This window comes from Flavobacterium sp. RNTU_13, assembly GCF_046614455.1.
Classification (GTDB): Bacteria; Bacteroidota; Bacteroidia; order Flavobacteriales; family Flavobacteriaceae; genus Flavobacterium.
The window spans coordinates 235996-250159 of record NZ_JBKJHB010000005.1 but is presented as its reverse complement, the minus strand read 5'-3'; the positions used below and the strand labels follow the sequence as shown (position 1 = coordinate 250159).

The 14164-nt window shown below is 40.0% G+C and carries 16 protein-coding genes and 1 tRNA gene; 11 read left to right on the top strand and 6 right to left on the bottom strand.

Translation table 11 applies throughout. The features are described 5' to 3' along the window. Position 1 precedes the first annotated feature (1 nt). The 5 genes from ACLI08_RS13215 (at position 2) to ACLI08_RS13195 (ending at position 5554) form a co-directional block, all read left to right on the top strand. Complete coding sequence (locus tag ACLI08_RS13215) at positions 2-1552, top strand: GH32 C-terminal domain-containing protein (protein ID WP_411428970.1); 1551 nt, start codon at positions 2-4, stop codon at positions 1550-1552. Between the two features lie 11 nt (positions 1553-1563). Next, positions 1564-2466 carry a carbohydrate kinase family protein gene (locus ACLI08_RS13210; RefSeq protein WP_411428969.1) on the top strand — a complete coding sequence of 301 codons (903 nt, stop codon included), beginning with the start codon at positions 1564-1566 and terminating at the stop codon, positions 2464-2466. A 479-nt stretch (positions 2467-2945) separates the two neighbouring features. After that, on the top strand, positions 2946-4319 hold the full coding sequence (locus tag ACLI08_RS13205; protein ID WP_411428968.1) for an exonuclease domain-containing protein: 1374 nt from the start codon (positions 2946-2948) through the stop codon (positions 4317-4319). A gap of 152 nt (positions 4320-4471) precedes the next feature. Continuing rightward, complete coding sequence (locus tag ACLI08_RS13200) at positions 4472-4888, top strand: DUF2452 domain-containing protein (protein WP_411428967.1); 417 nt, start codon at positions 4472-4474, stop codon at positions 4886-4888. A gap of 15 nt (positions 4889-4903) precedes the next feature. Next, on the top strand, positions 4904-5554 hold the full coding sequence (locus ACLI08_RS13195) for a flavin reductase family protein (protein ID WP_411428966.1): 651 nt from the start codon (positions 4904-4906) through the stop codon (positions 5552-5554). A gap of 148 nt (positions 5555-5702) precedes the next feature. Here the strand turns inward: ACLI08_RS13195 and ACLI08_RS13190 are convergent, their stop codons facing one another. Next, positions 5703-5873 carry a hypothetical protein gene (locus ACLI08_RS13190; RefSeq protein ID WP_411428965.1) on the bottom strand — a complete coding sequence of 57 codons (171 nt, stop codon included), beginning with the start codon at positions 5871-5873 and terminating at the stop codon, positions 5703-5705. A gap of 211 nt (positions 5874-6084) precedes the next feature. On the opposite strand from ACLI08_RS13190, the gene ACLI08_RS13185 reads away from it, so the two are divergent. From ACLI08_RS13185 to ACLI08_RS13165, 5 genes are all read left to right on the top strand, one after another. Then, positions 6085-6624, top strand: coding sequence for an AAA family ATPase (locus ACLI08_RS13185; protein WP_411428964.1), 540 nt, complete (start codon positions 6085-6087; stop codon positions 6622-6624). A 1-nt stretch (position 6625) separates the two neighbouring features. Next, positions 6626-8521 carry an ATP-dependent DNA helicase RecQ gene (locus ACLI08_RS13180; protein ID WP_411428963.1) on the top strand — a complete coding sequence of 632 codons (1896 nt, stop codon included), beginning with the start codon at positions 6626-6628 and terminating at the stop codon, positions 8519-8521. Beyond that, a complete protein-coding gene (fmt, locus tag ACLI08_RS13175) occupies positions 8518-9465 on the top strand; it encodes a methionyl-tRNA formyltransferase (protein ID WP_411428962.1) in 948 nt (315 codons plus the stop codon). The genes ACLI08_RS13180 and fmt overlap by 4 nt, the downstream gene beginning before the upstream one ends. Before the next feature lie 192 nt (positions 9466-9657). Then, positions 9658-9933 (top strand): HU family DNA-binding protein, encoded by a 276-nt coding sequence (locus ACLI08_RS13170; RefSeq protein WP_411428961.1) that lies wholly within the window; start codon positions 9658-9660, stop codon positions 9931-9933. Between the two features lie 115 nt (positions 9934-10048). Then, positions 10049-10609 (top strand): YqgE/AlgH family protein, encoded by a 561-nt coding sequence (locus ACLI08_RS13165; RefSeq protein WP_411428960.1) that lies wholly within the window; start codon positions 10049-10051, stop codon positions 10607-10609. Positions 10610-10620: 11 nt separating this feature from the next. Here the strand turns inward: ACLI08_RS13165 and ACLI08_RS13160 are convergent, their stop codons facing one another. Both ACLI08_RS13160 and ACLI08_RS13155 read right to left on the bottom strand, forming a co-directional pair. After that, a complete protein-coding gene (locus ACLI08_RS13160) occupies positions 10621-11460 on the bottom strand; it encodes an aminotransferase class IV (protein WP_411428959.1) in 840 nt (279 codons plus the stop codon). Positions 11461-11514: 54 nt separating this feature from the next. Then, positions 11515-11907 carry an START-like domain-containing protein gene (locus ACLI08_RS13155; RefSeq protein WP_411428958.1) on the bottom strand — a complete coding sequence of 131 codons (393 nt, stop codon included), beginning with the start codon at positions 11905-11907 and terminating at the stop codon, positions 11515-11517. Positions 11908-12068: 161 nt separating this feature from the next. Between ACLI08_RS13155 and ACLI08_RS13150 the strand changes: the two genes are divergently transcribed. After that, positions 12069-12142, top strand: a tRNA-Met gene (locus tag ACLI08_RS13150). Positions 12143-12267: 125 nt separating this feature from the next. Here the strand turns inward: ACLI08_RS13150 and ACLI08_RS13145 are convergent. From ACLI08_RS13145 to holA, 3 genes are read right to left on the bottom strand one after another with little or no spacing between them, the layout of a single operon-like run. Further along, positions 12268-12684 carry an acyl-CoA thioesterase gene (locus tag ACLI08_RS13145; protein WP_411428957.1) on the bottom strand — a complete coding sequence of 139 codons (417 nt, stop codon included), beginning with the start codon at positions 12682-12684 and terminating at the stop codon, positions 12268-12270. Then, entirely contained in the window at positions 12681-13100 is a 420-nt protein-coding gene (locus ACLI08_RS13140) for an NUDIX domain-containing protein (RefSeq protein WP_411428956.1), read from the bottom strand. Before ACLI08_RS13140 ends, ACLI08_RS13145 begins: the two co-directional genes overlap by 4 nt. A gap of 27 nt (positions 13101-13127) precedes the next feature. After that, positions 13128-14126, bottom strand: coding sequence for a DNA polymerase III subunit delta (holA, locus tag ACLI08_RS13135; protein WP_411428955.1), 999 nt, complete (start codon positions 14124-14126; stop codon positions 13128-13130). Between the last annotated feature and the right edge of the window lie 38 nt (positions 14127-14164).

Here is a 14164-nt window from a genome sequence, read left to right as displayed (position 1 = left end):
TATGAATATAAAACATATATACCTGTTACCTGCAATGGCTATAGTGCTGATGTCCTGCAATAGCGACGACAAATACATTGGAGGCTCCATAATGGGCGGAGAAAGCGCAATAAGCAGCATATACCCTACCCCACCATCGCAATGGATGGGTGGTACCAATCCGTACTTTAGCGCCGGTTATACCGGAGACCCCATGCCTTTTTATGAGGATGGTACGTTTCATGTATACTTTTTGCATGATGCAATAAATAAGCCTGCCGGTAAGGGTTTCCACGACATACACGAGTACTCCACAACAGACCTGGCTCATTTTGATTACAAAGGCCAAATGATACCATACGGAGAACAGAACGAGCCTGATTTTGGCGTAGGTACCGGCTCTATGATTAAAATAGGTAACACGTATTATTTTTACTACACCGGGCACAACGAAATTGCTTCTTATATAGCCAACAACCCGCGTGAAAGCGTATTGCTCGCTACAAGTACAGACAGGGTCCACTGGACCAAACAAAGCTCTTTTAAGATGACAGCCCCATCAGGTTATTATAATTATGATTTTCGTGATCCACAAGTATTTAAAAACCCGGATGACGGTAAATACTGGATGCTGGTAAGCACGCAGACCGATCCATCACGGAAAGCAGTTTTGCTTAAATTTACATCGGCTGATCCTACAACCGGCAACTGGACGCCCGAGGGGCCGTTATACACCACAACAGCAGAAGACAACTATCTTATGATGGAGTGTGCCGATGTTTTTAAAATGGGCAGTTACTGGTACCTTACCTTTAGTGAAAACTGGAGTAATAGTAAAGGTACCCATTACAGAATGGCTACTTCAATAAACGGCCCATGGACAAAACCGTCAAACGATATGCTGGATGGGGAATACTACTACGCTGCCAAAACTGCATCAGATGGAAATAAGCGTTATGCTTTGGGGTGGACTGCCCGTAAGGCTCCGGAAAATGATGCCGGCGGCAAAGAGTGGGCAGGTAACCTTGTAGTACACGAAATAGTACAGAATGCAGATGGTACTCTTGGACTAAAAGCCCCTGATGCAGTAAATCAATTGTTTACCCAATCGGCGGCTATTACTGTACAAAATACATCGGGTAATGTAAGCCAAAACAGTACTACGTTTACCTTAAATGCTTTAAGTAGTAATGCTATAGCCACTTTTGCATCGTCAGGCAAAAAAATGAAAGCCACTGCGCAACTTACATTAAACAGTACATCGGGCTCTGCAGGTTTCTTTTTCAATGTAAGCAACAGTGCACAGTACAAAATTATGTTTGAGCCGCAACAAAATCGCATAGCAGCCTACAACAGTAACGGCGATATGGTAACCCGAGTTCCCCTTACCATTACACAAGGCAATGCACACAATATAAATATGGTTGTGGATGGCAGTATCTGCGAACTTTATGTAGATGGCAAAACTGTACTGAGCAACCGGATTTACGGACGCGATCAGCAAAGCTGGGGACTTCTTGTAACCGGTGGAGCTGAAGCTACGTTTGGTGCACTCGAAATTAAAAAACCATAAAACACACAAAAATGAGTATTAGTAAAAAAATAAAGGCGGTATCTTTTGGAGAAGTGCTTTGGGATGTATTTGCCGATGGTAAAAAAATAGGTGGAGCACCGTTAAACCTTGCATTACGCATGCAGAGCCTGGGTTGCGAGGCGGCCATGATCAGTGCCATTGGTAACGATCAGGACGGGGAAGACATCATAGAGTATGTTACCCGAAAAGGCCTTGTTACTTCAGGAATCATCACGGTAGAAAATTATCCTACGGGCTTAGTGCAGGTATATGTAAATGAACGAGGCAGTGCAAGCTACGAAATAAGTTACCCATCGGCATGGGATAAAATATCCCTTAACGCTGAAGTTAACAATATAGTTAACGCGGCAGATGTACTTATCTATGGAAGCCTTGCGTGCAGGGACAATGTTTCAAAATCCAGCCTGTTACAATTGCTGGAACTTAACGTGTATAAGGTATTCGACGTTAATCTGCGTCCGCCACACTATAGTACGGAAACCATTTTACAACTGATGAAAAAAGCCGACTTCATTAAATTTAACGATGAAGAGCTTATAGAAATTGCACGCAGTTTGGGCTCGCAAACTCCCCTACTGGAAGATAACATAGAATTTATTGCCCATAAAACGGGCGTTAAAGCTATATGTGTTACAAAGGGCAAGCATGGAGCTACCTTATTGTGGAACGGGGAAAGTTATAATAATAGTGGCTACAAAGTTAATGTTGTAGATACAGTAGGTGCCGGCGACTCTTTTTTGGCTACGCTGATAATGAAACTACTGGCAAACGAAACACCGCAAATTGCGCTAAACTATGCCTGTGCCATGGGGGCTCTCGTAGCATCATCAGCAGGTGCAAATCCGGAGATTAGCGCCGAACAAATTGAAGAGTTGACTTTAAGTGTACCTTAAATTGGGTTGGATATAGTTAAAGTTTGGTTTTTTTAGGAAAGCTGCCTCTTTGAGGCAGCTTTTTTATGTAATTGAAAAATCTATCAGCGAATAATTTTAGCCCATGCAGGTTACATCAAATAAGTATTTTACAAAATCATTCACAGTTTCAGGGAATTCTAATACGCTGAAAAAACTCTAAAACCATATTATGCAAGTAGTAGTAACTTTATATTTAAACTTAAGGTTAGTACAAAAAACATCCAACCGCCTCTAACATTTTAAGGCATGGTATTTGAAATTAAAACCAGTAAAATTGCACAGTAACTTTTAGGTAATCCTTGTTTTTAGGAGCTGATTAATAGCATATTTGAGTAACAAATCAAGTACAAGTTTAAATAACTTTACTTACCTCTTAGACCACTTTTTAAGGAAGTTATTTTCGAATAAACAAATAACAGGATTGTATTTAAAAGCGTACTAACTGCAAGAACTTTAATATGAAAAATATACAGTACGCCATTGTAGATATAGAAACCACCGGGGGGAACGCCGGGGGCAGTCGTATTACAGAAATTGCCATAATAATACATGATGGTAATACAGTTTTAGAGCGGTTTGAAACACTGGTTAATCCGCAGAAAGAAATCCCGCTGCCCATTTTTGCACTCACAGGAATCACTAATGATATGGTTAGAAATGCTCCCGTATTTGAACACATTGCAAAAAAAGTATACGACTTATTATCAGGACGCGTGTTTGTAGCCCATAACGTAAACTTTGATCATTCATTTGTGCGCCATGAACTGGAAAGGGCAGGAATAAAGTGGACAGCAAAACACAAGCTGTGTACCGTAAGGGCAACGCGAAAAATTATGCCAGGGCTACCTTCTTACAGTCTTGGTAAATTATGTCGTTCATTAAATATATCCTTATCGCGTGCCCATCGTGCCGGTGCAGACGCTGATGCTACTGCTGCATTACTATCGCAACTACTTGAATGTGACACCCATGGGTTAATCGAAACAATGATAAAAAAAAATGCGCAAGATCAACGCTTGCCGCCTAACCTGCCGCCGGAAGATTTTGACGCACTACCAAGTAAGCCCGGTGTGTATTATTTTTATAGTAAAGATAAGAGAGTGGTGTACGTGGGCAAAGCAAAGAATATTAAAAAGAGAGTGGCGCAGCATTTTACAGGCCACGCCGTTACAGCACAGCGGCAAAACTTTTTGCGTGATATTTACGGAATTTCATTTGAAATTTGTGCATCAGAGTTTATGGCTTTGTTATTAGAATGCTGCGAGATAAAAAAACTTTGGCCCATACACAACAGGGCACTGAAAAAGTTTGAGCCGAAATTTGGATTGTATAGTTATGAAGCACGTAACGGATATAAATATTTGGCAATAGGAAAGATTTCAGCGTACCAGGGTTACATAGAAAAGTTTCACTCGCTGCACGAAGGGGTAAATATGCTTTTAAAACTTGCCGGCGATTTTAATATTGATCATCGGTTTGTGCATTATGGAACTACCTCAGAAGGTGTCGTGATTAGGAGTATCAAAGAATTACCTCCTGTAACTTACCATAACGAGGCGGTAAATAACGCGTTGCACTTCATTGAATCATCGCGTACCACCTATGCCATTGTAGATAAGGGTAGAAATAATGAAGAACGGAGTTGCGTGTGGGTAGAAAAAGGTCAATTTTACGGTATGGGATACATCAGCAACGATGTCAATATAACTGAAATATCTGAACTAAAAGAGTACATTACACCTTATTCCGGCAACGGGTACATTATGCAACTTATTAATGCCTATGTACTTAAATACCCAAGGAAGGTTTACCTACAAAACACACATTTGTAGACATATGTTTTTAAAACTATCAACCTCAAATAGCATCTTAACTCAATATTTATGCTCTAAATACAAAAGTTAGATAAAAAACAACTACTTTTGTTTAACTTTTAAGAAAAAACATTAAACAAAAAATACACAGCACATATTTGCAATAGCCTATGAAAACGGAAAAACCTGACAATATTGTATTTTCTGATGAGCACGGATACAACGCCCGACTTTTACCGTATGCAACCAATGTGGGCGCTCCGGTGATTAAGACTGACGACCTTTCGGGATGGAAAACTACCGGAATAAATCGTGTAAACAAGGAACTGGAAAGTAAGTTTAATGAGTTGAAGGCACAATACCAAAATCTGATAGAAGAATTTCGCTGGAATGAATTGCTATACAACGCCAAATTTTCTTTTGAGCCGGTTGTAGGAGAAATATACCACCTGTATAAAGATACAGATGGCACTCATTTCCTTTCTTTAATTGCTCCAGGTGAATGGAATAGAGAATATTTAGGCACCTTTAAGCTTAATAGTGATAGAAAATGGATATTGTTACACCACGAAAGCAATATTATATAACAAACTTTGCCACATATGGAAACGAAAATAAACTTTAAAAGCGCCGACCTGATACAAATGGAAAAACAGTTTCGGGTTCATTTTATTAACAGCTTGGGCGGCTTTAAAAGTGTGGCATTGGTAGGTACAGCTGATGCCTCAGGTAGCACCAATCTCTCTGTTTTTAGCTCGTTTTTTCATATTGGTGCCCATCCGCCTCTTATAGGAATGATTTTTCGGCCAAGCCCACCCGAGCGCGACACCATGAGGAATATCCTGAATACCGGATTTTATACCGTTAACCACATTAACGAAACCATTTACAAACAAGCACATCAAACATCAGCCCGATACGATAAAGAAATTTCCGAATTTGATGTTACAGGCCTAACCAAAGAATATAAAAATGGCTTTTTAGCGCCTTTTGTACTGGAAAGTAATATACAGTTAGGGGTGGCATTCAAAGAAAAAGTAGACTTACTTATTAATAACACCACAATGGTTATTGGTGAAATCATCGAAGTTTTTGTACCGGAAAACTGCCTTTCCCATGACGGTTTTATAGACCTGGAAAAGGCAAACTCAATAACCTGTTCTGGGTTAGACAGTTATCACAAAACCGTGCAATTAGACAGGCTTAGTTATGCAAAACCAGATAAGCCAATTATATCATTGCTTAATAAGTAATTTATCAGCAACTTAGATCTTAGGCTACGCCATATCTTTATCATTTCAGTAAACTACTGCTCCCGTACGGAATTTCAGCAGTTTTTTATACTAAAAAAGGGAACATTGATTAATCAACATTCCCTTTAGTATTTCTATAGGTATTTCCCTACAGCAAAATATACAACAAGCGTGCGCTTACAATAAGTGCAACAGCAATTTGTATATACATTATTAATGTATCTTTTGTTTTAAAAGAACGGTAATGAGCGTATCGTTTTTTATTGTAACGTTCGTTCACTACAGAATCAAATCCGGCGTAGGTTAGTAGTTTTTTCATAGCTTACTTCATTAATCATTATATTCTTCTATAAAGTTAATATTTTTTCTGTTATCTGCAATAATAAAAACAAAACACAACTCATTTTAACCCAAAAATTAACATTTATTGCATTTTATTCACCTTTCCACTGTCGGGAAATAATGTTTTATCGCTGTTTTTGAAATTTATATGGTTTGGTTACCTTTGCCGTTTATTATTTGAAACAAAAGTGGCTAAACAAATAGTTGTACTGATTGGGGGTCCGGGGAGCGGAAAAACCACACTAATAGATAAACTTACAGAGAAAGGGTACTTATGCTACCCTGAAATCTCAAGGGAAGTAACCCTGGAAGCGCGAAAACAGGGAATAGAACAACTGTTCCTGGAGAGGCCTTTACTTTTTAGCGAGTTGCTGCTTGAAGGCCGGAAAAAGCAATTTAAAGACGCCGCAGCCGAAGATGCTGATATTGTTTTTATAGACCGGGGAATTCCTGACGTTTTAGCCTATATGCATTACATAGGTGACGCTTATCCACCGTTTTTTGACCAGGCGTGTAAAGAACACGTATACCATAAAATTTTCTTTTTGCCGCCCTGGGAAGAAATCTATACCGCAGACGATGCCCGATATGAAAATTACGAGCAGGCGAAGCTTATTGCACTCCATTTACAGGAAACCTACCGTAATTATGGCTACGATTTAATAGAGGTACCTAAAGATACTCCTGAAAACAGGATTATGTTTATTTTAGAGGAACTTGCCCGATAATATGCAGGAAGCTTTACAGATACTTAAAACACATTGGCAGCACGATAGCTTTAGGTATCCTCAGGCAGAAATAATAGCGTCTGTATTACAGGGCAATGATACCTTTGCCCTACTCCCTACCGGTGGCGGAAAGTCTGTTTGCTTTCAGGTGCCGGCACTCATGCAGGAAGGTTTATGCCTTGTAATTTCTCCACTGGTTGCCCTTATGGACGACCAGGTGAAAAACCTGAAACATAAAGGTATCAAAGCCGTAGCGCTTACCGGGGCTATGCCTTTTGAAGAAATAAGTAATGAACTGGATAATTGTAAGTTTGGCGGCTATAAGTTTCTATATCTTTCGCCGGAAAGACTGCAAAATGAGTGGATTACAGACCGTATCAAAGAGCTGCCCATTAATCTTATTGCGATAGACGAAGCGCACTGCGTATCGCAATGGGGACATGATTTCAGGCCTGCCTACTTAAAGATATCCAACCTAAAAACACATTTCCCAAAAATTCCCTTTATTGCTTTAACAGCATCGGCAACGTTACAGGTTCAGGAAGATATTATAAACCTACTGTCCCTGCGCAGCCCGGCGGTATTTAAAAAGTCGTTTGCCCGCGAAAACATTGCCTATATGGTGTTTGAGTGCGAAGACAAACTTGGTCGCCTTGCACAAATACTAACAAAAAATTCCGGGCCTGCAATTGTTTACGTAAGAAACCGCAAAGCCTGTAATGATGTATCGCGCCAACTTACCAGCATGGGATTTGGAGCAACATACTACCATGGAGGCTTAAAACAGCGCGAAAAAAAGGCCAATATGGAAGCCTGGGTTTCGGAAAAGCTCCCTGTAATGGTGGCGACAAATGCCTTTGGCATGGGTATAGATAAACCTAACGTAAAAACCGTTACCCACATCCAGCTACCCGAGAACCTTGAAAGCTACTACCAGGAAGCCGGCAGGGCGGGCCGAAACGGTGCCAAAAGTTTTGCCACGGTTTTACTGCATCACACCGATATTGCAATGGCTAATGCACAGTTTCTGGACGGGTTGCCAGACAAAACTTTTCTGTCACAGGTGTACAAAAAGCTGAACGCCTTTTTCCAGATTGCCTATGGCGAAGGTACGGAGCAGGCATATCCGTTTAATTTTACCGACTTCTGCAAAAAATACAACTTCCCCTCAGTAACAGCGTTTAATGCATTGCAGTTTTTAGACCGGCAAGGAGTATTAACCCTAAGCCAGGAATTTACAGAAAAAGCGTACGTACAGTTCCTTATTTCCAGTAAAGAAGTCATCCGTTATAATAGCCTTAATCCTGCCGATGAAGCCGCTATTTTAGTGCTTTTACGCACGTATACAGGCATTTTTGATAACGAAACAGCTATTAATAGCAACAGTGTTGCAACCAAAGCAAAAATAACAACAGAAAAGCTGATTGAAATTTTAAACAAACTGCACGCCTACGGGGCAATTTCGCTGCGCATGACGGGTAATGACAGCACCATAGTATTTAACGAAATCAGGGAAGACGACAGGACTATAAACCGCATATCAAAATTTTTAGAGCAACAAAATAACCTTAAAAAAATGCGATTTGAAAGGGTTATCTCGTACGTAACCGATAATCAAAAATGTAAAAGCAGAATCTTACTGGAGTACTTTGACGAAACCGATTCTAAGGATTGTGGGATTTGCTCGTATTGCATTACACAAAAGAAAAATAAAGATAATTCGCCCGACGTAACTGCCAAAATTATACAACTGTTAAGCAGAAACCCATTAACTTCGCAGGAAATCCAATATGCATTGGGACTATCGTCTGAGCAAACAATAATGGCGTTACAGTTGCTTTTAAATGCCGGAAAAATTGCCATTAACACTAATAATAAATATACCCTTGTACCATGAACAAGCTTAAGATAATTTTTATGGGTACGCCCGACTTTGCCGTAGGTATACTCGATGCTATATATCAGCGTAATTATGACATCGCCGCCGTTATAACTGCACCTGATAAGCCGGCAGGCCGTGGCCAAAAAATAAAATTCAGTGCCGTTAAAGAATATGCGCTGGAAAAAGATCTTAAAATTTTACAACCTACCAATTTAAAAGACGAGCCGTTTTTGGCCGAGCTTAAAGCAATGGGAGCAAACCTGCAGGTTGTGGTGGCGTTCCGCATGCTTCCTGAAGCAGTATGGAAAATGCCGGCTCTGGGCACGTTTAACCTGCATGCATCGTTGTTGCCGCAATACAGGGGCGCGGCACCTATTAACTGGGCTATAATAAACGGAGAACAACGCACCGGGGTTACCACGTTTTTTATAGACGATAAAATTGATACCGGAGCCATGATACTGAAAGAAGAAACTGAAATAAAGCCCGACGAAACTGCCGGCGAGTTACACGACAGGCTTATGGAACTGGGTAAAGATGCCGTTGTAAAGACCCTGACGCTGATTGAGGCCGGTAATGTGGTTACTACGATTCAACCACAGGATGAAGATATAAAAACGGCGTATAAACTAAATAAAGACAACTGCAAAATAGACTGGACAAAACCCGGGGCAACTATTTTTAATCAAATACGGGGGCTATCGCCCTACCCTGCCGCGTGGACTTACATATCAGACAAAGGTGAGGAATGGAATGTAAAAGTGTACGAAACGGAATTTACCCCGGTTTCCCATACACACCATACCGGTATGCTGGTTGTGGAGGGTAAACAGATAAAAGTTTTCACTACAGATGGTTTTATTACATTAAAAAGCCTGCAAATGCCGGGCAAGCGCAGGATGAACGCATCGGAATTGCTTAACGGTCTTACCTTTACACCCGAAGCTAGGGCTTATTAATCCCTAAAAATCCCTGTAGAATTAGGGATTCCGAATAAAACAAGTATGATTATTAACATTCTGGCAAAAGTTATTAACAATTAAAACCAAAATGTTATAAATTAGTTGCTTGGTATCTAAATCCTGCTAAATTTGTAGAACAGGAATTGGAAAAAAGATAATTTTTAACCAAACAATTAATTACATTTTATTATGAACAAATCAGAATTAATCGACGCGATTGCTGCTGACGCAGGTATTTCTAAAGGCGCAGCGAAGAAGGCTCTTGAATCATTCGTGTCTCACGTTAGCGATAGTCTTAAAGGCGGAGGCAGGGTGTCTCTTGTAGGATTCGGCTCATTCTCTGTATCTGCCAGGGCAGCAAGGGAAGGTAGAAACCCTCAGACCGGTAAAACGATCAGCATCGCAGCAAAAAATGTTGTTAAGTTTAAACCGGGAGCAGAACTTGATTCTCACGTAAACGGATAAACTGACCAAAAAATTATAGAAAAAGCTTTCCACCAGGAGAGCTTTTTTTATTTAACAGCATTATTATTTTACAAATTGGTTTTTTTTTGTTAAATTCAAACCAAAATGTAAGAGCATGATTTCAATAAAACCTCAAAAAGGCCATTTGCTTATAGCTGAGCCATCTGGGCTCGGAGACCTTTCTTTTAATCGCTCGGTTGTGTTACTTGCAGACCATGGGAAAGAAGGATCTGTAGGTTTCATTCTTAACAAACCTCTTGAATACACAATAAATGACCTTCTGCCAGAGGTTAACGCACACTTTAAAATATACAATGGTGGGCCTGTAGAGCAGGATAACCTGTACTTTATACACAATGTCCCTGATCTTATAACCGACAGTATTGAAATCTCCAACGGTATATACTGGGGTGGCGATTTTGAAAGTGCTAAAGCGCTTATAAATGCCGGAAGCCTGTCTAAAAACAACATCAGGTTCTTTTTAGGGTATAGCGGATGGTCTGCACAACAGCTTGAAGCGGAACTTCAGGATAATGCCTGGATTGTAACACCAAACGGTTACAAAAGCGATATTATAGGTAAATCAAGCTCTTCTTTCTGGAAAGAAAAAATAATGGAACTTGGCGGAGAGTATGTAATATGGGGTAACGCGCCGGAAAATCCTTCTTTAAACTAAAATAAAGGGTATTATCCCAGCCTCACTTTTGCGTTAAGGCGCTTTACCAATTCTTTAGACAGGTCTGATTTATACGTTTTTTTACGGTAACGCGTAACCGGCTGTATACCTGTGATTACATTGGTAATAAAAATTTCATCTGCTTTTTGAAGGTCAAACGGAGATATAGATGCCTCTACAAATTCTATACCTTCTATTTTCTTAGCTATTTCTATCAGCTGTTTCCTCATTATACCGTTAAGGCATCCATCAGAAACAGGGGGCGTTACCAGCCTATTCCCTGTAAGCATAAATACATTACCCTGTATTGCCTCAATAACATTTTTATCATCATTAACCATCAGGCAGCTGTTATAGCCGTTTTCAGACGCAAATATTGCCGCTGTGGTATTGAGTATCCTGTTGGTAGTTTTAATCGTAGAAACAAGCTGTTTAGTAATATAAAAGTCTTTATAAAGTTCTACTTCGTACTCAGATTCATTTACCGCATACAATAGCGTTTCTAGGGGTTCTGCAGTAATGACGAACTCCGTTTCGTTTGTTTCAGGCGTATACTTACCGCCCGGCTTTCTGAAAAAAGTGATACGCACTCTTGCCGATGCCGAAAGATTAAGTGCAGCAACAATACTAAGCACCTCGGTTTCCATATATTCCAGTGTAAAATACAACGGTATTTCCATACGTACAATGCGCAGGGAAGCCATTAAACGGAAGTAGTGATCTTCAGAAAACAGCACTTTGCCATCTAGTACCTTAAGGGTATCAAAAATCGCGTCGCCGTACAAAAATCCTCTGTTAGCCTCTAAGCTTAAACCTGTTGTTGGTACAATATTTCCGTTGTAATTTACCATAAAAAAAGCCCTGAAAAAATTCAGGGCAAATATACGCTATAAATATTCTTTTACCTATACAGAGCCTAAAACATGTTTAAGATCTGATATTTGGTTTTCCCATAACTGTTTAGATTCTTCCACATCGTTTTGAAGTGCAAAATCAGTTACCAGTAACGATACGTCTTTAGTAATTTCATCTACAAGTATTTTCATTTCAAAGAAGTACTCACCGTCTTTATTATTATCATCTACCCATCTGAATTTTACTTTTTCTCCGGTTTTTTTAGAAGAAAGGCGTGCCTTTTCTTCGCTGTCATTCCATATAAAAGTAAAAAATTCTCCTCTTGAGTTTACATTATCTGCAAACCATTCTGAGAGACCCGAAGGCGTAGATATATATTGATAAAGTAGTTGTGGCGATGAAGTTATAGGAAATTCGATTTCGTATTTTATTTTTTCGTCCATTGTCATCTAAATTTTCGGAAATATATAATAATTAACATACAAAAAAAAACATTTCAAAAAATAAATTTTTCTTGAAAAATATGTTTGGAGAAAAAGAATATTGTTCTATATTTGCACCCGCAATCAGGAAGCAAATATGCTGACTGAATAACCGAAAAAATGGCGAGGTAGCTCAGTCGGTTAGAGCGCAGGATTCATAACCCTGAGGTCACGGGTTCAACTCCCGTCTTCGCTACAAAAACAAAGGCTTTCAGAGAAATCTGAAAGCCTTTTTCTTTATGGTATAATATAAGTATTTATAGATCTAAAAATGCAACTGTTTAGTTATTGATCGTACATCTGTAAAAAATGTACACCAATCTAATCCTGCTTTTGCTGTTCCTTTCTGCGTTGTTCTATGCGGTCGTCTACATATTCAATCTGCGTTTTACCATGCGCCGACGGCCTGCCGAAACTGTCTAGATTTACCATAGTAATATTATCTACCGTGATAATCTTCTCCTGGGTCATTTTGTTACGCACTTCACACCTAAGACTTAATGAGGTGCGCCCAAACCTTACCACATCTATACCTATCTCTACAATATCGCCCTGCTTTGCCGATGCCATAAAGTTAATTTCACTCATGTGCTTGGTTACAATCCGCTGGTTTTCCAGTTGAATAATAGAGTATAAAGCAGCTTCTTCGTCAATCCACTCTAAAAGCCTGCCACCAAACAAAGTACCGTTTGGGTTTAAGTCTTCAGGCTTTACCCACTTGCGCGTATGAAATCTCATAATTTATATTTTTCTATTGCCAAATTTACTATATCATCATGGTCAAATGCTAACAACGGCAGGTCTTTAACAGAAAACCATTTCGCTTCCTCTGCATCATCGGCCCCTGTTGCTTCTGTTCCGCCCGGCGCAAAGCCTGCATACACTACAGAAACCGTATGGTGCCGAGGATCGCGCCCGGGTTTACCAAAAGCCCCCAGTTGTTCCATTTGCTCTATAACTACACCTGTTTCTTCTAAAAGCTCGCGCTTTGCAGCATCGGGTAAATCTTCATTCTCATCAACAAACCCACCCGGAAGCGCCCATTTACCCTTATCCGGGTCTTTCAGGCGTTTAATAAGCAGTAACTCATACCCGGTCTCAGCTTGTCTGAAAACTACAGCATCTACCGTAACAAATATTTTTGATGTCCACATATATCTCTCTGTCAACAACGATTTATCTTAATTAAAAATCTTTACAAGCATTTCCTTCAGCAGGTCGTCTGCCGGGAGCGAATTAGCCCCTACCCCTTTGCTTTTAACATCAACATCGCGCAAAGCGGCAACTATGGCACTTACCTTTCGCATGGGGTAGTTTCGGGCAGCAATTTCATAATCCTTAATAAAATAAGGGTTTACCTTAAGCACTTTTGCTGCCTGGTTTTTGTCTTTTAGTCCATGATATTGCAGCAGTTGCGTAAAGAAACCAAACACCAGGCCCACCGTCATAACTAATGGATTGTCTTTAGGGTTTTGGGCAAAATATGCCGCTATCTTATATGCCTTTAACTGGTCGCGCTCACCTATGGCCTTGCGGAGCTCAAACACATTATAATCTTTGCTTATACCTATATTTTCCTCTATATGCTGTGGGGTTATGGTACTGCCTTTTGGCAGAATAATAGCCAGTTTTTCCAGTTCGTTGTTTATTTTACTTAAATCTGTGCCCAGGAACTCCACCAGCATAGCGGCAGCCTTAGGGTCGATAGCATATTGCCGGCCCGAAAGTACGCGTTTTATCCAGTCGCCTACCTGGTTTTCGTACAGCTTCTTACTTTCAAAAACAAGCCCTTTTTTCTCAGCTACCTTAGTTACTTTTTTACGCTTATCCAGCGTTTTGTATTTGTAGGCTATAACAAGCACTGTAGTAGGCTGTGGGTTTTCAAAATAGCTTTCAAACTTTTCTATGGTACGCGAAAGCTCCTGTGCTTCTTTAACAATAACCACCTGGCGGTCTGCCATCATGGGGTATCGTTTGGCGTTAGCCACTACATCTTCTACCGTAACATCTTTACCGTAGAGCACCATTTGGTTAAATCCTTTTTCCTCTTCGGCAAGTATGTTCTGTTCTATGTATTCTGTAAGTTTGTCTATGTAGTAGGGCTCCTCGCCCATAAGGAAGTAAAAGGGCTTTATATTGCCCTGCTTTATGTCATTTACAATTCTTGTAACTTCGTCCACCGTGCCTGTATATTGATATATGATTGAAAATACTACCT

Excerpts from the sequence above, each read along its gene's own strand:
- ACLI08_RS13215 (WP_411428970.1), top strand. The coding sequence starts at position 2 with ATGAATATAAAACATATATACCTGTTACCTGCAATGGCTATAGTGCTG.
- ACLI08_RS13210 (WP_411428969.1), top strand. The coding sequence starts at position 1,564 with ATGAGTATTAGTAAAAAAATAAAGGCGGTATCTTTTGGAGAAGTGCTT.
- ACLI08_RS13205 (WP_411428968.1), top strand. The coding sequence starts at position 2,946 with ATGAAAAATATACAGTACGCCATTGTAGATATAGAAACCACCGGGGGG.
- ACLI08_RS13200 (WP_411428967.1), top strand. The coding sequence starts at position 4,472 with ATGAAAACGGAAAAACCTGACAATATTGTATTTTCTGATGAGCACGGA.
- ACLI08_RS13195 (WP_411428966.1), top strand. The coding sequence starts at position 4,904 with ATGGAAACGAAAATAAACTTTAAAAGCGCCGACCTGATACAAATGGAA.
- ACLI08_RS13190 (WP_411428965.1), bottom strand. The coding sequence starts at position 5,873 with ATGAAAAAACTACTAACCTACGCCGGATTTGATTCTGTAGTGAACGAA.
- ACLI08_RS13180 (WP_411428963.1), top strand. The coding sequence starts at position 6,626 with ATGCAGGAAGCTTTACAGATACTTAAAACACATTGGCAGCACGATAGC.
- fmt (WP_411428962.1), top strand. The coding sequence starts at position 8,518 with ATGAACAAGCTTAAGATAATTTTTATGGGTACGCCCGACTTTGCCGTA.
- ACLI08_RS13170 (WP_411428961.1), top strand. The coding sequence starts at position 9,658 with ATGAACAAATCAGAATTAATCGACGCGATTGCTGCTGACGCAGGTATT.
- ACLI08_RS13165 (WP_411428960.1), top strand. The coding sequence starts at position 10,049 with ATGATTTCAATAAAACCTCAAAAAGGCCATTTGCTTATAGCTGAGCCA.
- ACLI08_RS13160 (WP_411428959.1), bottom strand. The coding sequence starts at position 11,460 with ATGGTAAATTACAACGGAAATATTGTACCAACAACAGGTTTAAGCTTA.
- ACLI08_RS13155 (WP_411428958.1), bottom strand. The coding sequence starts at position 11,907 with ATGGACGAAAAAATAAAATACGAAATCGAATTTCCTATAACTTCATCG.
- ACLI08_RS13145 (WP_411428957.1), bottom strand. The coding sequence starts at position 12,684 with ATGAGATTTCATACGCGCAAGTGGGTAAAGCCTGAAGACTTAAACCCA.
- ACLI08_RS13140 (WP_411428956.1), bottom strand. The coding sequence starts at position 13,100 with ATGTGGACATCAAAAATATTTGTTACGGTAGATGCTGTAGTTTTCAGA.